Genomic DNA, 19785 nt, shown 5'->3' with positions numbered 1-19785 from the left:
CCGCTGATTCGGCGTCTGCGGCGACTGTGGGAATTGAGAGGAATCCGCCCACCGGGACGGTCTGGTTCACGGCCGGTGGCGTTGATATACCTCGTTGCCAGAGTCGGGTGCGGTGTCTTCGGCCGCCCCGGTGAGCTGCGACGAAAAGGCTGGTGACGGATCGATGAAGCTCCTCCGCGTCGGACCCCCGGGCGCCGAGCGCCCGGTCGTGCTGGGCCAGGACGGCATCGGGTACGACCTCTCCGGGCGTGCCCGGGACATTGACGGGGCCTTCCTGGCCGGGCTGGACACCGCCGCCCTGGCGCGGGACGTGGCCGCCGGGGCGCTGCCCCGGGTGGACCTCGCCGGGCAGCGGGTGGGCGCGCCGGTCGCCCGCCCGGGCAAGGTGGTCGGCATCGGGCTCAACTACCGCGACCACGCCGCCGAGGCCGGGGTCGCGCCCCCGGACGAGCCGGTGATCTTCCTCAAGCCGAGCTGCACCGTGGTCGGCCCGTACGACGAGGTGCTGGTGCCGCGCGGCGGCGAGAAGACCGACTACGAGGCCGAGCTGGCCGTCGTGATCGGCCGCACCGCCCGCTACCTGGCCGGGCACGAGGAGGCCGCGGCGGTGATCGCCGGCTACACGATCGCCAACGACGTCACCGAACGGGCCTTCCAGTTCGAGCGCGGCGGCCAGTGGGACAAGGGCAAGTCGGCGGAGACCTTCACCCCGCTGGGGCCCTGGCTGGTCACCGCGGACGAGGTGGCCGACCCGCAGCAGCTGCCGCTGCGGCTGTGGGTCAACGGCGGCCTGCGGCAGGACGGCAACACCGGCAAGATGATCTTCCCGGTGCTCGAACTGGTCCGCTACGTCAGCCAGTTCATGGTCCTGGAGCCGGGCGACGTGATCGTCACCGGCACCCCGGCCGGCGTCACCCTGGGCCACCCCGGCACGCCGTTCCTGGCCCCGGGCGACATCGTCGAGATCGAGATCGAGGGCCTCGGCCGCCAGCGGCAGGTGCTCGGCAAGGCGTAACGCCCTGCCGGCGCGGCACCGGCCGCCCCGACCCCGGGCACGGGGGTCGGGTCACCGGGCCGCCAGCACCTCGCGCAGCCGCTCGGCCCGCGACGCCTGCGGCCCCTCCAGCGCGAGCAGCACGGCCAGCACCTGCGCGGTCTGCGGGTCGTGCAGCGCGGTCGCCGCCGCCATCGCCGTGAACTGGTCCACCAGCCAGTCGCGCAGCTCGCCCACCGGCAGCGTGCGCCCCTCGTCCAGCCAGGTCAGCGACGCGCCCTCGACCACCGCGATCCACGAGCGCACCAGCAGTGTCAGCCGGGGCCCGGCCTCCCGCACGCCGAGGTGCCGCAGGGTCCGCTTGAGCGCCGCCCGCCGGACGTCGTCGACGATCGCCGAGGTGCGGGCCGTCTCCACCACCGAACCGCCGCGCAGCAACGCCGAGTAGCCGGCGTCGTGCTCGGCCACGAAGGCGAAGTAGCCGTCCAGGACGGCCGCCAGCTGCTCGGACGGGGTCCCGGCCAGCGGGACGGTGAAGCGGCTGGTCAGCTCGTCGGCAGCGCTGCGCAGCGCGGCCTCGTACAACTGCTGCTTGCCGCCCGCGAAGTAGCGGTAGACCAGCGGGCGGGAGGCCCCGGCGGCCTCGGCGACGTCGTCCAGGCCCACCTCCTCGGGCGGCCGGGCGGCGAACAGTTCCAGGGCGACCGCGATCAGCTGTTCGCGGCGCTGCTGCACCGGCAGCCGCCGGTAGCCGGTGCGGCGCGGGCGGGGGCCGGGTGCGGCCGGGGCGGGCACCTGGTCGGTTGCCGTGGCGGGGCGGGCTTCCATGGCGGTCAGCGTAATGGGCGTGGGCCCGATCGGATCCTGTCGCGCGCGGCGGTTTCCCGAACGTGTGTTTGCGTGGGTCCGCCCGGCGGCGGTCGGCCGGTGCATGTCACCGATCGCCCGGTAAAGGCTTGCAATCGGCCCCCGCCACGCCATGATGTCCGAATGGTTGAAGAACTGATCACCTCCGACGCCACCACCCCGCGCCGCGTCGCCGACGGTTACGTCCGGGCCCTGGCCGAACTCGACCCGCTGACCGCGGTCTACCTGGGGTTCAGCCCCGAGGACGACCGGCTGCCCGACCTCTCGCCGGCCGGCGCCGAGGCGATCGCCGACCTCGGCCGCCGCACCCTGGCGGCCCTCGCCGAGGCCGAACGCTCCGACGCCGCGCAGGACGAGGCGGAGCGCCGCTGCGCCCGCCTGCTGCGCGAGCGGCTGACCGCCTCCCTCGCCGTCCACGAGGCCGGGGAGAACTTCCGCGCGGTGCGCAACCTGGGCTCCCCGGTGCACGAGGTCCGGGACGTCTTCACCCTGATGGGGACGGACACCGAGGCCGAGTGGCAGGTGGTCGGCCGCCGGCTGGCCCGCGTGCCGCTCGCGCTGGCGCAGTACCGGGAGACGCTGGCCGCCGGCATCGAGCGCGGCCTGCTGTCCGGCCCGCGCCAGGTGGCCACCGTGGTCGGGCAGCTCGGCGAGTGGCTGGAGGGGGACGTGCCCGGCGGCTGGTTCGGCGCGTTCGTCCAGGGCGCGCCGGAGGGCCTGCGCGCCGAGCTGTCCGGGCCCGCGCTGGCCGCCGGGGAGGCGCTGGCCGCCCTGCGCGACTGGCTGCGCGACGTCTACGGCCCGGCCGCCGCCGACACCTCCGACACCACCGGCCGCGAGCGCTACCGCCGCTTCGTCCGCTTCTGGACCGGCTCCGACCTGGACCTGGACGAGGCCTACGCATGGGCCTGGGGCGAGTTCCGCGACCTGCTCGCGCAGATGGAGGCCGAGGCCGAGAAGGTCCGCCCCGGCGCCGGCCCGATGGCGGCGATGAAGTGGCTGGAGGCGGACGGCCCGGCCGTGGAGGGCGCCGAGGCCACCCGGGTGTACCTCCAGGAGCTGATGGACCAGGCGGTCCGGGACCTCCAGGGCACCCACTTCGACCTGGCCGAGCCGATCACCCGGGTCGAGTCGAGGATCGCCCCGCCCGGCAGTGCGGCCGCGCCGTACTACAGCGCGCCCTCGCTGGACTTCAGCCGCCCCGGGCGGACCTGGCTGCCGGCGCTCGGCCGGGAGCGCTTCCCGGTCTGGGACCTGGTCTCCACCTGGTACCACGAGGGCGTTCCGGGCCACCACCTGCAGCTCGCGCAGTGGAACTACGTCGCGGACCGGCTCTCCACCTACCAGGTCAGCCTGGGCGGGGTGAGCGCCAACCTGGAGGGCTGGGCGCTGTACGCCGAGCGCCTGATGGACGAGCTCGGCTACCTCACCGACCCGGGCCACCGCCTCGGCTACCTCAACGCGCAGATGATGCGCGCGCTGCGGGTGATCGTCGACATCGGCATGCACGCGGGCCTGGACTTCCCGGCCGACTCCCCGTACCTGCCGGGCGAGCCGGTCAGCCCGGAGGCGGCCCGGGAGTTCTTCGGCCGGTACTGCGGCCTGACCCCCGACTACCTGGACAGCGAGCTGGTCCGCTACCTGGGCATGCCCGGCCAGGCGATCGGCTACAAGCTGGGCGAGCGCGCCTGGCTGCGCGGCCGGGCGGCGGCGCGGGCGGCGCACGAGGCGCGCGGCGAGGAGTTCGACCTCAAGGCCTGGCACATGGCGGCGCTCTCGCAGGGCTCGCTGGGGCTGGACGACCTGGTCGAGGAGCTGTCCGCACTGTAGGGCGGCCGCCGGCCCCGGGTCTCGTCCGCGAGTCCCGGGGCCGCTGGTCCTTTGGCCCGAAAAGGTCGATTTGGTGAGGTTTTTCCTTGCCATCCGTCCGTGCGGGAGCTTCGCTTGAAGGCGACTGCGTGACTTCCCCGACTGCGTGACCCCTCCGTACCCCTCCGGAAGGCTGACCAGTGTCTGCGCGAACCGCCACCGGTCATGAGAACGCGGACAGCCGCCGCTGGTGGGCGCTGGCGGTCATCGCCGTCGCCCAGCTCATGATCGTCCTCGACGTCACCATCGTGAACATCGCGCTGCCGTCGGCCCAGCGGGACCTGGGCATCTCCGACGCCGACCGGCAATGGGTGATCACCGCCTACACGCTCGCCTTCGGCGGCCTGCTGCTGCTCGGCGGACGGCTGGGCGACCTCTTCGGCCGCAAACGCGTCTTCACCGTCGGCCTGCTGGGTTTCGCCGCCGCCTCCGCCCTCGGCGGCTCGGCGGACGGCCCGGCCATGCTCTTCGGCGCCCGCGCCCTCCAGGGCGGGTTCAGCGCCCTGCTCGCCCCCTCGGCCCTGGGGCTGCTCTCCACCACCTTCACGGACCCCAAGGAGCGCAGTACGGCCTTCGGCGTCTTCGGCGCGATCGCCGCCGGCGGCTCCGCACTCGGCCTGATCCTGGGCGGGCTGCTGACCGAGTACCTGGACTGGCGCTGGTGCCTGTTCGTCAACGTCCCGATCGCCGCCGCCGCGGCCCTCGCGGCCACCTGCCTCCTGGAGCGCGACGACGCCGCCGGGGGGCGCCGGGTCCGGCTCGACCTGCCCGGCGCGCTGCTCGGCTGCGGCGGCCTGCTGGCGATCGTCTTCGGCACCTCCGAGGCCGTCACCCGGACCTGGGGCGACGGGCTGGTGCTCGGCTCGCTGGCCCTCGGCCTGGCGCTGCTCGCGGTGTTCGTCCTGGTCGAGAGGCGCACCGCGCACCCGCTGCTGCCGCTGCACATCGTCGCCGACCGCAACCGCGGCGGCGCCGCCCTCTCGGTCGGCCTGGCCATGATCGGCATGTTCGGCCTGTTCCTCTTCCTCACCTACTACCTCCAGGTCATCAAGCACTTCTCGCCGGTGCTGTCGGGCGTCTCCTTCCTGCCCATGACGGCCGCCATCGTGCTCAGCTCGACCGGCTTCGCGGCCCGGCTGATGACCAGGGTGCCGACCCGGAACCTGGTCTGCCCCGGGCTGCTGCTCGCCGCGGCCGGCATGGCCTGGCTGACCCGGATGACGGTGGACAGCCCGTGGGCCGGCACGGTGCTGCCCGCCGAACTGCTGCTCGGCTCCGGCATGGGCCTGGTCTTCATGCCGTCGATGAACCTGGCCACCCTCGGGGTCTCCCCGCGCGAGGCGGGCGCGGCCTCGGCCACCATCAACTCGGCCCAGCAGGTGGGCGGTTCGTTCGGCACGGCGCTGCTGAACACGGTCGCGGCCAGTGCCACCGCGTCGTTCCTGGCCACCCGGATCGCCTCGTCGCCGGTGGTGCGGGCCCAGGCCACGGTGCACGGCTACGTGGTCGCGAACTGGGTGTCGACGGGCGTCCTGCTGCTGGCCGCGCTGATCGCCTTCCGGGTGATCGACCACCGGCCGGCGCCCGCCGTGACGACCGTCGCCCCGGTCGAGGTGCAGGCGGGGGCCCACCCGGCCGTCCCGGCAGAGCCCCGACGAGAACCCTGAAATTTTCAGCAAGACCTTGCAGTCAACCTCCGGCGCCTGCTTGACTCCTGGCCACCGTCCAGGGACCAAGGAGGCGCCGTCGTGCTGCCCGAGTTCGACCTGCTCGTCGTCGGCGGCTCCGGCGTCGACACCATCGTCCGGGTGGACCGGCTGGAGGTCCCGCCCGGCGACTCGCTGTTCGTCGGACCCGTCCGCGACTACGTCGGCCACACCGGCAACGGCGTCGCCCTCGGCGCCCACCGCCTCGGCCTGCGCACCGCCTTCCTCGACTTCCTCGGCGACGACCCGCAGGGCGCCCTGGTCCGCGCCTCCTACGAGCACCACGGCCTGCACTTCGCGCACCTGGTGAGCCCGCACGGCACCCCGCGCGGGGTCAACCTGGTGGACGCCGCCGGCCGCCGGTTCTCCTTCTTCGACGGCCGCCACCCCGCCGACCTGCGGCTGCCGCCCGAGTTCTACCTGCCGTACGCGCGGCGCAGCCGGCACGTCCACCTCTCCATCACCGGCGTCAACCGGGACATGTACGCCGACCTCCACCGGCTCGGCCGCACCACCTCCACCGACCTGCACGACTGGGACGGCAGCAACCCGCACCACCGCGACTACGCGCTCGGCTCGGACCTGGTGTTCCTCTCGGTGGCCGGCTGCCGCGGCCGGCACGAGCAGGTGATGCGCGCGATCCTCGCCGAGGGCCGCGCCGGTGTCGTCACCGCCACCGCGGGCGCCGACGGCTGCTACCTGCTCACCCGGGACGACGACGAGGTGCGCCACCTGCCGGCCGTCGACCCGGGCCGCCCGGTGGTGGACACCAACGGCGCCGGGGACGCCTTCGTCGCGGGCTTCCTCGCCTCCTGGTTCCGGGGCCGCCCGCCGCTGGAGTGCGCCCGGGCCGGCTCGGTCGCCGGTGCCTTCACCTGCACCGTCGCCGGGACGCACACCGCCTTCATCGGGGCCGAGGAACTGGGGAGCGCGCTGGACCGCTTACGCGCCGACGGGTGAGCTTTTTCTCATGGATATCCCAGCCACCGGTAACGACCTTTCCAGGCTGAAGCGGCATAGTCGTTGATCGCACGCAGCCCCCGGGAAGCCGTCGATCACTGGCAGGAGAGACAGACATGGGTCAGCACAGCCGCCCGACGTCGCGCCGCCGCCGCAGCCTTCTGGGGCCGACCCTGTTCACCGCGCTCTCGGCGGTGGTGGTGGCCGCCGTGGTCACCGGCACGCACGGGCTGAGCCTGTCCGACGCGACGGCCGCCGGGAAGGCGGCCCGCAGCTCCCGGGCCGCCGTCGCGCCGGCCGCGACCGCGCCCGCGTCCGAGGCGCCCGCCGCACCCGCACCGGTCGACGCCCCCGCTCCGACCGACAGCCCCTCCGCCGCCCCGACGGACGGCCCGACCGGCAGTGCGGGCGCCGGCGCGAGCGCCGACCCGGGCAGCGCCCCGGCGGCCACCCCGACGCCCTCCGCGCCGGCCACCCCCGACACCCGCGGCGTCGTCCTCGGCACCACCGCCACCGCCGCCGCCACCCCCGAAGCGGCCACCGTGGGCGCGCTGTTCAGCGGCGCCGCGGCGGCCGGCAACCACTTCTGCACCGCCAGCGTGCTGCACAGTCCCGGCGGCAACCTGCTGCTGACCGCCGCGCACTGCCTCGGCAGCGCCGGCGGCGTCACCTTCGTCCCCGGCTACCGGGACGGCTCCGCCCCGTACGGCAGCTGGCAGGTCACCGCGGTCCACACCACCACCGGCTGGTCCCAGAAGGGCGACCAGGACGAGGACTTCGCCATCCTGGAGACGGCCCCGAACAACGGCCGCAACGTCGAGGACGTGGTCGGCGGCAACCGGCTCGGCGCCGACGAGCCCTTCGGCGCCACCGTCCGCCTCTACGGCTACCCCGGCGACGCCGAGGAGCCCATCCTGTGCACCAACACCACCGGCCGGCAGAGCACCTACCAGCGCGTCATCGACTGCCCCGCCTACCCGTCCGGCACCAGCGGCGGCCCCTGGATCAACGTCGCCACCGGCGACGTGGTCGGCGCCATCGGCGGCTACCAGCAGGGCGGCGACAGCGACGACGTGTCCTACAGCGCCTACTTCGACCACACCATCGCCGGGCTGGTCTCCCAGGTCGAGGGCACCTCGTCCTGAGCCCGGTCGGGCCCGCAGCGCGCGCCGCCGACCGGGCCCGGACATGACGAAGGCCCAGATCCGTGGATCAACTCCACTGATCTGGGCCTCAGTTGCACTTCTTGCGAAGTGCCCCCGGTAGGATTCGAACCTACGCACCCGCCTCCGGAGGGCGGTGCTCTATCCCCTGAGCTACGGGGGCCTGCTCGATGTCGTCGGCGTTTCGGCCTCCGACGTGAAGAACACTACCAGGCTCGGGGCGTGGTCCGTGCACGGGTTTGCGGCAGGGGTGCCGGCGCGGGTGCGGGGTGCGCCGGCGGCGGGCGGCGGGGGTGGTGGAAGTGCCCAAAGGCCGGACGGGGCGGCGGGGGCGCCGATACCCTCGGTGAGGTGTCGGGAGTGTCCGGGCGGGTCCTCGTGGTGGACGACAGCGAGGTGATCCGCCAGCTGATCAGGGTCAACCTGGAGCTTGAGGGCTTCGAGGTGGTGACCGCCGCCGACGGCGCCGAGTGCCTGGAGGTGGTCCGCCGGGTGAAGCCGGACGTGGTGACGCTGGACGTGATGATGCCGCGCCTGGACGGCCTGCGGACGGCGGCCCGGCTGCGCGCGACCCCGGGGACCAGCCGGCTGCCGATCGCGATCGTGAGCGCCTGCACCCCGGCCGATCTGGACCTGGGGGAGGCCGTCGGGGTGGACGGCTACCTCGGCAAGCCCTTCGACCCGGCCGATCTGGTGGCGCTGGTGCGGCGGCTGATGACCCTGGGCGGACAGCCGAGCGGGTTTCGCCCTGAGCGAACAGAGCGGACGGATCGAGGCTGACACCGCTGACGGGAGCGCCCGCGGGCGTCCCGACCGGCAAACCGGGTGGCGGGCGGGTACCCCGTCTCGCCTACGCTTGGCGTCGTGACACCCGCAGAGCTTTCCCAGGCAGTCCAGGCCGCAGTGAGCGCCGCCGTCGAGGCGGGCGAGCTGACCGTCGCCGTGCCCGAGCACGTGACGGTCGAGCGACCCAAGAACAGGGACCACGGCGACTACGCGATCAACGTGGCCCTCCAGCTCGCCAAGGCGGCCGGCCGCCCGCCGCGAGCCGTGGCGGAACTGCTGGCCGACCGCCTGCGAGGGATCACCGGCGTCGCCAAGGTCGACATCGCCGGGCCGGGCTTCCTGAACATCACCATGGACGCCGCGACCCAGGGCGCGCTGGCGCGCACCATCGTCGAGACGGGCGAGGCCTACGGACGCAACGAGGCGCTCAAGGGCCTGAAGATCAACCTGGAGTTCGTCTCCGCCAACCCGACCGGCCCGATCCACATCGGCGGCGTCCGCTGGGCCGCCGTCGGCGACTCGCTGGCGCGCGTGCTGCGGGCCAGCGGCGCCGACGTCACCACCGAGTACTACCTGAACGACGCCGGCGTGCAGATCTCCAAGTTCGCCGGCTCGCTGAAGGCCGCCGCGAACGGTCAGCCCGTCCCCGCCGACGGCTACGTGGGCGAGTACATCGGCGACATCGCCAAGGCCATCACCGACGGCGTCCCGGGCGTGCTCGACCTGCCCGACGCCGAGCAGCTGGAGGCCTTCCGCGCCGAGGGCCTCAAGCTCATGGTGGCCGAGATCCAGCGCTCGATGCAGGAGTTCGGCACCCACTTCGACGTCTGGTTCTCGGAGAAGTCGCTGCACGACTCCGGCGCGGTCGAGAAGGCCATGGACCGGCTGCGCGAGCAGGGCCACGTCTTCGAGCAGGACGGCGCGGTCTTCCTGCGCACCACCGACTTCGGCGACGACAAGGACCGCGTCCTGGTCAAGGCCGACGGCGAGACCACCTACTTCGCCGCCGACGCCGCGTACTACCTGTCGAAGCGGGACCGCGGTGCCGAGGTCTCCGTCTACATGCTGGGCGCCGACCACCACGGCTACGTCAACCGGCTGAAGGCCATCGTGGCCTGCGCGGGCGACGACATGGACCGCAACATCGAGGTCAAGATCGGCCAGTTCGTGAAGATGCTTCGCGACGGCGAAGAGGTCCGCATGTCCAAGCGGGCCGGCAACATCATCACGATCGACGACGTGATCGAGTGGATCGGCGTGGACGCCGCCCGCTACACCCTGACGCGGTCCCCCACGGACTCCACCATCACGCTCGACATCAACGTGCTGACCAGCCAGTCCAACGAGAACCCGGTCTACTACGTCCAGTACGCGCACACCCGGATGTGCGGTGTGGCCCGCAAGGCCGCGCAGCTCGGTGTCGACAAGGGCGCGGCGCAGGACTTCAAGCCCGAGCTGCTCGCCACCGTGTGGGAGAACGACATCCTCGGTGCCCTCGGCGAGTTCCCGCGGATCCTGGCCACGGCCGGCGAGCTGCGCGAGCCGCACCGGGTCGCCCGCTACCTGGAGGACCTGGCGGGCAAGTACCACCGCCTGTACGAGAACTGCATGTTCCTGCCCAAGGGCGACGAGGAGCTCACGGACACGCACCGCGCCCGGCTCTGGCTGGTCGAGGCCACGCGAACGGTGATGGCCAACGGCCTGACGCTCCTGGGCGTCACGGCGCCCGAGCGGATGTAGGCACCACCCCCAAGTGCGCAGCGGGGGCGGCTGACGGTCAACGGAGACCGTCGCCGCCCCTCGCCATAGGTCAAGGAAGCAGGACATGTCTCGCTCCGCACACCCCGCAGGCCCCCGTCACGGTGACGTGCTGCCCGAGGGCCACTACTCCGCCCCGCCGGCCGACCTGAACGCGCTCGACCCCAAGGTCTGGTCGTGCACCGTCGCCCGCGACGCCGAGGGCGTGGCCACCGTCGGCGGGATCGACGTCAAGTCCCTGGCGGCCGAGTTCGGCACGCCGGCCTACGTGCTCGACGAGGACGACTTCCGGGCCCGGGCGCGGGCCTGGCGCGACGCCTTCGGCACCGAGGCGGACGTCTTCTACGCCGGCAAGGCGTTCCTCTCCAAGGCGATCGTGCGCTGGCTGCACGAGGAGGGCCTGAACCTCGACGTGTGCAGCTCCGGCGAGCTGACGGTGGCGCTGGCCGCCGGGATGCCGCCGCAGCGGATCGCGCTGCACGGCAACAACAAGACGGCGGACGAGCTCGAACACGCGGTGAAGACCGGCGTCGGGCGCATCGTGGTCGACTCCTACGAGGAGATCGAGCGGCTGGCCGCCGTCACGGCCCGCCAGGGCGTCCGCCAGCAGGTGCTGATCCGGATCACCGTTGGGGTCGAGGCGCACACCCACGAGTTCATCGCCACGGCGCACGAGGACCAGAAGTTCGGGCTGTCACTGGGCAACGGATCGGCGGCCGAGGCGGTGCGCCGGGTGCTCGGGCACGAGGGCCTGGAGCTGCGCGGCATCCACTCGCACATCGGCTCGCAGATCTTCGACACCGCCGGCTTCGAGGTGGCCGCCCGCCGGGTGGTCGGCCTGCTGGCCGAGATCCGCGACGAGCACGGCGTCGAGCTGCCCGAGATCGACCTGGGCGGCGGCCTGGGCATCGCGTACACCAGCGAGGACGACCCGCGCGAGCCGGCCGAGATCGCGGCCGCGCTGGCCGACATCGTGCGCCGCGAGTGCGCCGCCGCGAACCTGGACACCCCCCGGCTGAGCGTGGAGCCGGGCCGGGCGATCGTCGGCCCGACGGCGTTCACGCTGTACGAGGTCGGCACCGTCAAGCCGCTGGAGGGCCTGCGCACCTACGTCAGCGTGGACGGCGGGATGTCCGACAACATCCGGACCGCGCTGTACGACGCCGAGTACTCGGTGGCCCTGGTGTCGCGCCGCAGCGACGCCGAGCCGATGCTGGTGCGGGTGGTCGGCAAGCACTGCGAGTCCGGCGACATCGTGGTCCGGGACGCCTTCCTGCCGGCCGACCTGGCCCCGGGCGACCTGGTCGCGGTGCCCGCCACCGGCGCGTACTGCCGCTCGATGGCGAGCAATTACAACCACGCCCTGAAGCCTCCCGTGCTGGCCGTCAAGGACGGTGCCGCGCGGGTGATCGTCCGGCGCGAGACGGAGGAGGATCTCCTGCGTCTCGATATCGGATGACGAAATCCTTGTCTCAGATCATGGAACGACCGTAGATCCGTGCGGGAAGTCCCCGAGACTGGTACGGACCGAAGTTCCCGGCGGCCCCCAGAATCCCGCCGGAATTACCGAAGCACGAAGAATGCAGAGCGGAGTCGGATGATGCGTACGCGCCCGCTGAAGGTGGCGTTGCTGGGTTGTGGTGTGGTGGGCTCCGAGGTGGCGCGCATCATGACGACGACGGCCGACGACCTCGCCGCGCGCATCGGTGCCCCGGTCGAGCTCGCCGGGATCGCGGTCCGCCGGGCCGGCCGGGTGCGTCCGGGCGTGCCCGAGCACCTGATCACCACCGACGCCGAGGCCCTGGTCAACCGGGGCGACATCGACGTGGTGGTCGAGGTCGTCGGCGGCATCGAGCCGTCCAAACACCTCATCCTGTCGGCGTTCGAGCGGGGCGCCTCGGTGGTCAGCGCCAACAAGGCGCTGCTCGCCAAGGACGGCACCGAGCTGCACGCCGCGGCCGCCGGGGCCGGGGTGGACCTGTACTACGAGGCCGCGGTGGCGGGCGCGATCCCGCTGCTGCGCCCGCTGCGCGAGTCCCTCGCGGGGGACAAGGTCAACCGGGTGCTGGGCATCGTCAACGGCACCACCAACTTCATCCTCGACAAGATGGACACCACCGGCGCCGGCTACTCGGAGGCGCTGGAGGAGGCCACCGCGCTGGGCTACGCCGAGGCCGACCCGACGGCCGACGTCGAGGGCTTCGACGCCGCCGCCAAGGCCGCGATCCTGGCCGGCATCGCCTTCCACACCAAGGTCACCGCGGCGGACGTCTACCGCGAGGGCATCACCGAGGTGACCGCCGCCGACATCGCCTCCGCCAAGGAGATGGGCTGCGTGGTCAAGCTGCTCGCGATCTGCGAGCGGGCGGCGGACGGCGAGTCCGTCACCGCGCGGGTCCACCCGGCGATGATCCCGCTGTCGCACCCGCTGGCCTCCGTCCGCGAGGCGTACAACGCGGTGTTCGTCGAGGCCGAGGCGGCCGGCCGGCTGATGTTCTACGGCCCGGGCGCGGGCGGCTCGCCGACCGCCTCCGCGGTGCTCGGCGACCTGGTCGCGGTCTGTCGCAACAAGCTGGCCGGCGCCACCGGTCCCGGTGACTCGGTGTACACGCAGCTGCCCGCCAAGCCGATGGACGAGGTGGTCACCCGCTACCACGTCAGCCTGGACGTGGACGACCGTGCGGGCGTCCTCGCCCAGGTCGCGTCCGTCTTCGCGGAGCACGGCGTCTCCATCGACACCGTGCGCCAGCAGGGCCGCGACGGCGACGCCTCGCTCGTCGTGGTCACTCACCGTGCCACCGACGCCGCGCTGTCGGCGACGGTCGACAAGCTCCGCGCGCTGGACAGCGTGCGGGACGTGGCCAGCATCATGCGGGTCGAAGGGGAGTAAGGAACAGCCATGAACGCCGTTGCCGAGAACGTCGTCCGAGGCGCGCACACCCACCAGTGGCGCGGCCTGATCGAGGAGTACCGGGACCGCCTGCCGGTCACCGCGGCCACCCCGGTGGTCACCCTGCTGGAGGGCGGCACGCCGCTGGTCCCCGCCCAGGTGCTGTCCGAGCGCACCGGCTGCGAGGTCTACCTCAAGGTCGAGGGCGCCAACCCGACGGGCTCCTTCAAGGACCGCGGGATGACGATGGCCATCTCCAAGGCCAAGGAGGAGGGGGCGCAGGCCGTCATCTGCGCCTCCACCGGCAACACCTCGGCCTCCGCCGCCGCGTACGCGGTGCGGGCCGGGATGGTCTGCGCGGTGCTCGTCCCGCAGGGCAAGATCGCCCTCGGCAAGATGGGCCAGGCGCTGGTGCACGGCGCCAAGATCCTCCAGGTGGACGGGAACTTCGACGACTGCCTCACCCTCGCGCGTGAACTGTCCGAGAAGTACCCGGTGGCGCTGGTCAACTCGGTGAACCCGGTGCGGATCGAGGGTCAGAAGACCGCGGCCTTCGAGATCGTCGACATGCTCGGCGACGCCCCGGACATCCACGTCCTGCCGGTCGGCAACGCGGGCAACATCACCGCGTACTGGAAGGGCTACCGCGAGTACTCCGCCGACGGCCTGGCCACGCGCACCCCGCGGATGTGGGGCTTCCAGGCCTCCGGCTCGGCCCCGATCGTGGACGGCGCGCCGGTGCTCAAGCCGCAGACCATCGCCACCGCGATCCGGATCGGCAACCCGGCCTCCTGGGACTTCGCGCTCGCCGCGCGGGACGAGTCGGGCGGCCTCATCGACAAGGTGACGGATCGTCAGATCCTGTCCGCCTACCGGCTGTTGGCCGCGCAGGAGGGCGTCTTCGTGGAGCCCGCCTCGGCCGCCTCGGTGGCCGGCCTGCTGGCCAAGGCGGAGGCCGGCCTGGTCGACCCGGGCCAGCGCATCGTCTGCACCGTGACCGGCAACGGCCTCAAGGACCCGGACTGGGCGGTGGCCGGCGCACCGCAGCCGCAGATCGTCCCGATCGACCCGGAGGCGGCGGCGCAGCGCCTGGGCCTGCTGGACTGACCTGCCGTCGGGCCCCGCGGGCGCCCGACGCCTCGACGGGCCGACCCTTTCGGGGGTCGGCCCGTCGATGTTCTCCGGTGACACTTTTGTGTCAATTACGCCGCGCATTCCGATCCGATTCCGGTACGCATTCCGGCCAGAAGCGGCAACACACCAGATCGGAGGACCACGGGGTGTACCACTGGGGAACCTCTCTTCGATACTCTGGGTTCGGCCGTGTGGCACATGCCCCGGGTCCGGCCTTCTCCAGGCCGCGCCAACGACCGTGACCGCCCGCCCCGCCGGGGCCTGCGGTCCATTCCCCGCCTTCGCACCGACGACGCGATCCGCGCCGCCCGATTTCCCCAGGAGAGTCCACCGCATGGCCGGTCCCGCGTTCCGTGCCGCCGCCGTCCGGGTCCGGGTTCCCGCGACCAGCGCCAACCTCGGCCCGGGCTTCGACGCCTTCGGCCTCGCGCTGGGCCTGTACGACGACGTGGTCGTCCGGGTCGCCGACTCCGGGCTCTCCATCGACATCGCCGGCGAGGGCGCCGAGACGCTGCCCCGCGACGAGCGCCACCTGCTGGTCCGCTCGATGCGCGCCGCCTTCGACCGCCTCGGCGGCCAGCCGCGCGGCCTCGAAGTGGTCTGTGCCAACCGGATACCGCACGGCCGTGGCCTCGGCTCCTCCTCGGCCGCGATCTGCGCCGGCATCGTGGCCGCCCGCGCGGTCACCATCGGCGGCCCGTCCGCGCTGGACGACGACGCGCTGCTGGCCCTCGCCTCCGAGCTGGAGGGCCACCCCGACAACGTCGCGGCCTGCCTGCGCGGCAACTTCACCATCGCCTGGACGGACGAGGAGTCGGCCAAGGCGGTCAGCCTGGAGCCCTCCGACCAGGTCGTCCCGGTGGTGTTCGTCCCCGCCGACGAGGTGCTCACCGAGACCGCCCGCGGCCTGCTGCCGAAGACCGTCCCGCTGACCGACGCCGCCGTCAACGCCGGCCGCGCCGCGCTGCTGGTCGAGGCGCTGACCAGGCGGCCCGAGCTGCTGCTCGCCGCCACCGAGGACCGCCTGCACCAGGACTACCGCTCCTCCGCCATGCCCGACAGCGCCGCCCTGGTGGGCGCGCTGCGCGCGGAGGGCGTCCCCGCGGTGATCTCCGGGGCCGGCCCGACCGTCCTCGCGCTCACCGACGAGGCGGGCGCCGACAAGGTGCTCTCCTTCGCCGGGCACCACGGCCACGGCGGCGACCCGGCGTTCGCCGCGCACCGCCTGGAGCTCGACCGGATCGGGGCCACCGTGCTCCCGCTGGACGGCTGAACGGCCCGTCCGGGCTGCTCGTCCGGCCTGGCCCGGCCACCTGCCGAGCCGGGCCGTCCGGACACGATTGGCAAGCGCAAGGCTGGGGAATGTCTGAGGGGGTCGGTAGTGTTAACCTCATTGCTGCACCAGGTGCCCTCCGGGGCTCGGTGCGCCGCGTCCCGATCCCAGCACTCCACTGCCGTGGAGTCGCGGCGATGCACGGGGCGACGATTCTCCGGGAGCCCACCGCAGCGCGTACGCAGCCTGCCTGCGCGACACGCGGCCGCATCCCGAAGCCGTGACGGCACCTGACTCCCACTCGCGGCCTCCCACCTTGAGGCCAGGACGGGCGGAGCGCGGTCCACCGTCACGCGACGGGGGCCCGGGATTCGCAGGCAAGCGTGGGGGTACGCCCGGTCGGCACACGACCGACCGGCCCGCCGCGCCACTCAGCACCACCGTGCTTCACGCACCGCACCTCGCAGCTCTCCCTCGACCGGCTTCCGCCTTTCGGGGGATCACCGCCTCGGACCGACGCAGTCGAGCGTCGGTCAGGACAGCACAACCGGTCGCCGAGCCAGACAGGCCGACGTCCGCTCCAGGGAAGGACCCTTAGTGAGCGACTCCACCGATCTGATGGGCGCGCGCCAGGACGCCGAGGCGTCGGACGCAGCCGCCGCCCCCGCGGCCCCGGCGCGGCGCCGCCGTACCGCCGCCGCTGGCCTGGACGGCATGGTCCTGGCCGAGCTGCAGAAGCTCGCCGGGGACCTGGGCATCACCGGTACCGGACGCATGCGCAAGAGCCAGCTGATCGAGACCATCAAGGAGAAGAGCGGCGGAGACCCGCTGCTCGCCGCCGGTGGTGCTCCGGCCGCCGCCACCAAGCGCACCGCCGCCAAGGCGGACGCCGCCGAGGCGCCGGCCGAGAAGCCGGCCCGCCGCACCAAGGCCGCCGCCGCTGCGGCCGCCGCGGCCCCGGCCGCCGCCGAGTCGCAGGCCCAGATCGAGATCCCGGTCCAGGCCGCCGCCGAGACCGCCGCGCCCGCCCGTGCCGAGCGCACCCGCCGCCGCGCCACCTCGGCCGCCGGCGCCCCGACCGCCGACGTCACGGCCGACGCCGCCGTCGTCGTGGCCGAGCCCAAGCAGGCCGAGACCCGCCAGGCCGAGACCCGCGCCTTCGAGGGCCGCGAGGAGGGCCGCACCGAGACCCGTCGCGACCGCCGGGACCGCCGGGACCGCAGCGACCGCCCGGAGCGGGCGGAGCGCCCCGAGCGCGCCGAGCGCCAGGACGGCGGCGAGGCCCAGGACGGCGACTCCCGCGAGTCGCGCCGCGACCGCCGCAACCGCCGCGAGCGCACCGACCGCCAGCCCCAGCAGGGCGGCGGCCAGCAGCAGGCCGCTCAGGGCGACGGCCAGCAGGCCCGCCAGGGCGGCCAGCAGACCCAGCAGCCGCAGGTCCAGCAGGGCGGCTACGACGACGACGAGTTCGGTGACGGCCGCCGCGGCCGCCGTGGCCGCTACCGCGACCGCCGGGGCCGTGGCGCCCGCCGCGAGGGCTTCGAGGCCGGCCCCGCCGAGCCGCAGGTCGGCGAGGACGACGTCCTGATCCCGGTCGCGGGCATCCTCGACATCCTCGACAACTACGCGTTCGTGCGCACCTCCGGCTACCTGCCGGGCCAGAACGACGTCTACGTCTCGCTCGCCCAGGTCCGCAAGAACGGCCTGCGCAAGGGCGATGCCATCACCGGCGCGGTGCGCCAGCCCAAGGACGGCGAGCGCCGCGAGAAGTTCAACGCCATGGTGCGGCTGGACTCCGTCAACGGCATGGACCCGGAGAGCGGCCGCGGCCGCCCCGAGTTCAACAAGCTCACCCCGCTCTACCCGCAGGACCGGCTGCGCCTGGAGACCGAGGCGGGCATCCTGACCACCCGGATCATCGACCTGGTGTCGCCGATCGGCAAGGGCCAGCGCGGTCTGATCGTCGCGCCGCCGAAGACCGGCAAGACGATGGTGCTGCAGGCGGTCGCCAACGCGATCACCCACAACAACCCCGAGTGCCACCTGATGGTCGTCCTGGTCGACGAGCGTCCGGAAGAGGTCACCGACATGCAGCGGTCGGTGAAGGGCGAGGTCATCTCCTCGACCTTCGACCGCCCGGCCGAGGACCACACCACCGTCGCCGAGCTGGCCATCGAGCGCGCCAAGCGCCTGGTGGAGCTGGGCCACGACGTGGTCATCCTGCTGGACTCGATCACCCGCCTCGGCCGCGCCTACAACCTGGCGGCGCCGGCCTCCGGCCGCATCCTGTCCGGTGGTGTCGACTCGACCGCGCTGTACCCGCCGAAGAAGTTCTTCGGCGCCGCGCGCAACATCGAGAACGGCGGCTCGCTGACCATCCTGGCCACCGCGCTGGTCGAGACCGGCTCGCGCATGGACGAGGTGATCTTCGAGGAGTTCAAGGGCACCGGCAACATGGAGCTCAAGCTCGACCGCAAGCTCTCGGACAAGCGCATCTTCCCGGCCGTCGACGTGGACGCCTCCAGTACCCGCAAGGAGGAGATCCTGCTCGGCAGCGAGGAGTTGGCCATCGTCTGGAAGCTGCGCCGGGTGCTGCACGCGCTCGACTCGCAGCAGGCGATCGAGCTGCTCCTGGACAAGATGAAGCAGACCAAGAGCAACGCCGAGTTCCTGATGCAGATCGCCAAGACCACCCCCGGCTCCAACGACTGACCGTAGCCGGACGGTTGTCGCCCACCGAACCCCGGATCGCGCGAGCGGTCCGGGGTTCGGTGCGTCCACCCGGCTTTGTTCCAGAGTTGGGACATCATGAGGCTTTTTGATCATCTTGTCCGTTTTACTCTGGACCGTATGGCCGAGCACAAGAGGGTCCTGACCCGCCGCCGCAAGATCCTGCGGGCGGCCGCCTGCGCGTTCGCCGCGCTCGTCGTCCTCGGCGCCGGAGCGGCCGGCTACGCGTACGTCAAACTCAACGGCAACATCAAGAGCGTCGACATCAACGCCCGCCTCGGCGACGCCCGCCCGCCGGCCGCCACCGACGGCTCGTTCAACGTCCTGGTGCTGGGCTCCGACTCGCGCAACGGCGAGAACGGCGACCTGGCCGGCGGCGACACCGGCGACACCGCCCGCTCGGACACCGCGATGGTGCTGCACGTCAACCAGGACCACTCGCACGCCGAGGTCGTCTCGATCCCGCGCGACACCCTGGTCACCCGGCCCGACTGCACCGACGCCGGCGGCAAGGCGGTGGCCGGCGCCAAGCGCGCGATGTACAACAGCGCCTTCGAGGCCGGCGGCGCGGCCTGCGCGGTCAAGACCACCGAGCAGCTCACCGGGCTGCGGATGGACCACTACGTGCAGATCGACTTCGCCGGCTTCGCCCGCGTCGTGGACGCGATAGGCGGGGCCACCGTGAGCACCACGGTGGCCATCCACGACAAGGACAGCGGGCTCGACCTGGCACCGGGCGAGCACCACCTCGACGGACAGCAGTCGCTGGCCTTCGTCCGCACCCGGCACGGCGTCGGCGACGGCAGCGACCTCGGCCGGATCGAACTCCAGAAGCAGATGGTGAAGTCGCTGCTCCAGCAGGCCGGCGGGATCGGGCTCTACTCCAACCCGGTCAAGCTCTGGTCGATCGGCGACACCATGACCCGCAGCATCACCACCGACTCCGCGCTGGGTTCGGTGAACGCCCTGGTGGGGCTCGTCCAGGAGCTCAAGGGGATCGGGCCGGATCAGCTCGGCATGGTGACCCTGCCGGTGGTGACCGCGCCCGGCGACCCCAACCGGGTGGTCGAGCTGCAGCCGCAGGCGGACCAGCTCTGGGCGGCCCTCAAGGCCGACCAGCCGGTCCCGCAGGCGATCGTCTCGGCGCAGCCCGAGAACCCCGCCCAGGCCGCCCCCACGGCCGCCCCCACGGCCCCGGCGAAGGCTCCCGCCCGGCGCTGAGCTGCGCCCGGAATATCCCGGAACACGACCCGGTTTGGGAAGATGCGGCCGGTCCTGGCAGACTGGTCCGTCGGTCCCGGTTCACGTGCGGCGCTCCCGCCGCCGACCCGGTGCCCTCCCGAACCTAGGAGAACCCCTTGAAGCCCAACGTTCACCCCCAGTACGTGGTCACCCGTGTGACCTGCACCTGCGGTGCCGAGTTCACGACCCGCTCGACCGAGGCCAGTGGCGAGATCCGCGCCGAGGTCTGCTCGCAGTGCCACCCGTTCTACACCGGCAAGCAGAAGATCCTCGACACCGGTGGCCGCGTGGCCCGCTTCGAGGCCCGCTTCGGCAAGCAGCACAGCGCGAAGGCCTAGCGCTCCCACGGCGCCGGTTCCCGGTGCCCCCGTACTCGTTCCGGGGGCGCTGGGGGCCGGCGCCGTTCGCATCCC

15 protein-coding genes and 1 tRNA gene are annotated in these 19785 nt (G+C 72.9%); 14 read left to right on the top strand and 2 right to left on the bottom strand.

The window, feature by feature from the left end:
- Positions 1 to 163 precede the first annotated feature (163 nt).
- Complete coding sequence (locus ACFVHI_RS07935) at positions 164 to 1015, top strand: fumarylacetoacetate hydrolase family protein (protein WP_380336775.1); 852 nt, start codon at positions 164 to 166, stop codon at positions 1013 to 1015.
- 51 nt (positions 1016 to 1066) lie between these two features.
- Here the strand turns inward: ACFVHI_RS07935 and ACFVHI_RS07930 are convergent, their stop codons facing one another.
- Entirely contained in the window at positions 1067 to 1822 is a 756-nt protein-coding gene (locus tag ACFVHI_RS07930; protein ID WP_380336772.1) for a TetR/AcrR family transcriptional regulator, read from the bottom strand.
- A gap of 162 nt (positions 1823 to 1984) precedes the next feature.
- On the opposite strand from ACFVHI_RS07930, the gene ACFVHI_RS07925 reads away from it, so the two are divergent.
- From ACFVHI_RS07925 to ACFVHI_RS07910, 4 genes are all read left to right on the top strand, one after another.
- Positions 1985 to 3691, top strand: a complete 1707-nt coding sequence (locus tag ACFVHI_RS07925; RefSeq protein WP_063347822.1) for a DUF885 domain-containing protein — start codon at positions 1985 to 1987, stop codon at positions 3689 to 3691.
- Between the two features lie 263 nt (positions 3692 to 3954).
- Positions 3955 to 5397, top strand: coding sequence for an MFS transporter (locus ACFVHI_RS07920; RefSeq protein WP_380336830.1), 1443 nt, complete (start codon positions 3955 to 3957; stop codon positions 5395 to 5397).
- Between the two features lie 81 nt (positions 5398 to 5478).
- Positions 5479 to 6396 carry a carbohydrate kinase family protein gene (locus tag ACFVHI_RS07915; protein WP_380336769.1) on the top strand — a complete coding sequence of 306 codons (918 nt, stop codon included), beginning with the start codon at positions 5479 to 5481 and terminating at the stop codon, positions 6394 to 6396.
- A 116-nt stretch (positions 6397 to 6512) separates the two neighbouring features.
- Positions 6513 to 7541 carry a trypsin-like serine peptidase gene (locus ACFVHI_RS07910; RefSeq protein ID WP_380336766.1) on the top strand — a complete coding sequence of 343 codons (1029 nt, stop codon included), beginning with the start codon at positions 6513 to 6515 and terminating at the stop codon, positions 7539 to 7541.
- A gap of 109 nt (positions 7542 to 7650) precedes the next feature.
- On the opposite strand, the gene ACFVHI_RS07905 is transcribed toward ACFVHI_RS07910, so the two are convergent.
- Positions 7651 to 7722, bottom strand: a tRNA-Arg gene (locus tag ACFVHI_RS07905).
- 197 nt (positions 7723 to 7919) lie between these two features.
- On the opposite strand from ACFVHI_RS07905, the gene ACFVHI_RS07900 reads away from it, so the two are divergent.
- From ACFVHI_RS07900 to rpmE, 9 genes are all read left to right on the top strand, one after another.
- Positions 7920 to 8339 carry a PleD family two-component system response regulator gene (locus ACFVHI_RS07900; RefSeq protein ID WP_063347820.1) on the top strand — a complete coding sequence of 140 codons (420 nt, stop codon included), beginning with the start codon at positions 7920 to 7922 and terminating at the stop codon, positions 8337 to 8339.
- A gap of 84 nt (positions 8340 to 8423) precedes the next feature.
- The gene (gene argS / locus ACFVHI_RS07895) at positions 8424 to 10085 is read left to right on the top strand and encodes an arginine--tRNA ligase (protein ID WP_380336763.1); all 1662 of its coding nucleotides are present in this window, start codon (positions 8424 to 8426) and stop codon (positions 10083 to 10085) included.
- Between the two features lie 85 nt (positions 10086 to 10170).
- Positions 10171 to 11562 (top strand): diaminopimelate decarboxylase, encoded by a 1392-nt coding sequence (gene lysA / locus ACFVHI_RS07890; protein WP_380336760.1) that lies wholly within the window; start codon positions 10171 to 10173, stop codon positions 11560 to 11562.
- Between the two features lie 138 nt (positions 11563 to 11700).
- On the top strand, positions 11701 to 12993 hold the full coding sequence (locus ACFVHI_RS07885; protein WP_363371883.1) for a homoserine dehydrogenase: 1293 nt from the start codon (positions 11701 to 11703) through the stop codon (positions 12991 to 12993).
- A gap of 9 nt (positions 12994 to 13002) precedes the next feature.
- Entirely contained in the window at positions 13003 to 14100 is a 1098-nt protein-coding gene (thrC, locus tag ACFVHI_RS07880; RefSeq protein ID WP_063347816.1) for a threonine synthase, read from the top strand.
- A 361-nt stretch (positions 14101 to 14461) separates the two neighbouring features.
- On the top strand, positions 14462 to 15400 hold the full coding sequence (gene thrB, locus ACFVHI_RS07875) for a homoserine kinase (RefSeq protein WP_063347815.1): 939 nt from the start codon (positions 14462 to 14464) through the stop codon (positions 15398 to 15400).
- Between the two features lie 597 nt (positions 15401 to 15997).
- Complete coding sequence (gene rho / locus ACFVHI_RS07870; RefSeq protein WP_380336756.1) at positions 15998 to 18112, top strand: transcription termination factor Rho; 2115 nt, start codon at positions 15998 to 16000, stop codon at positions 18110 to 18112.
- A 138-nt stretch (positions 18113 to 18250) separates the two neighbouring features.
- A complete protein-coding gene (locus ACFVHI_RS07865; protein ID WP_380336753.1) occupies positions 18251 to 19351 on the top strand; it encodes an LCP family protein in 1101 nt (366 codons plus the stop codon).
- Positions 19352 to 19488: 137 nt separating this feature from the next.
- Complete coding sequence (gene rpmE / locus ACFVHI_RS07860; RefSeq protein ID WP_063347812.1) at positions 19489 to 19710, top strand: 50S ribosomal protein L31; 222 nt, start codon at positions 19489 to 19491, stop codon at positions 19708 to 19710.
- The last annotated feature ends 75 nt before the right edge of the window (positions 19711 to 19785 follow it).

Origin of the sequence: Kitasatospora sp. NPDC127121, from assembly GCF_042677305.1 — a bacterium.
GTDB lineage: Bacteria > Actinomycetota > Actinomycetes > Streptomycetales > Streptomycetaceae > Kitasatospora.
This window is presented reverse-complemented; position numbering and strand designations above follow the sequence as displayed.

Bases quoted from the DNA above. Each gene is read 5' to 3' on its own strand.
- thrC (WP_063347816.1), top strand. From the start codon at position 13,003: ATGAACGCCGTTGCCGAGAACGTCGTCCGAGGCGCGCACACCCACCAG.
- ACFVHI_RS07930 (WP_380336772.1), bottom strand. From the start codon at position 1,822: ATGGAAGCCCGCCCCGCCACGGCAACCGACCAGGTGCCCGCCCCGGCC.
- ACFVHI_RS07925 (WP_063347822.1), top strand. From the start codon at position 1,985: ATGGTTGAAGAACTGATCACCTCCGACGCCACCACCCCGCGCCGCGTC.
- lysA (WP_380336760.1), top strand. From the start codon at position 10,171: ATGTCTCGCTCCGCACACCCCGCAGGCCCCCGTCACGGTGACGTGCTG.
- ACFVHI_RS07865 (WP_380336753.1), top strand. From the start codon at position 18,251: ATGGCCGAGCACAAGAGGGTCCTGACCCGCCGCCGCAAGATCCTGCGG.
- ACFVHI_RS07910 (WP_380336766.1), top strand. From the start codon at position 6,513: ATGGGTCAGCACAGCCGCCCGACGTCGCGCCGCCGCCGCAGCCTTCTG.
- ACFVHI_RS07885 (WP_363371883.1), top strand. From the start codon at position 11,701: ATGATGCGTACGCGCCCGCTGAAGGTGGCGTTGCTGGGTTGTGGTGTG.
- thrB (WP_063347815.1), top strand. From the start codon at position 14,462: ATGGCCGGTCCCGCGTTCCGTGCCGCCGCCGTCCGGGTCCGGGTTCCC.
- ACFVHI_RS07935 (WP_380336775.1), top strand. From the start codon at position 164: ATGAAGCTCCTCCGCGTCGGACCCCCGGGCGCCGAGCGCCCGGTCGTG.
- ACFVHI_RS07920 (WP_380336830.1), top strand. From the start codon at position 3,955: ATGATCGTCCTCGACGTCACCATCGTGAACATCGCGCTGCCGTCGGCC.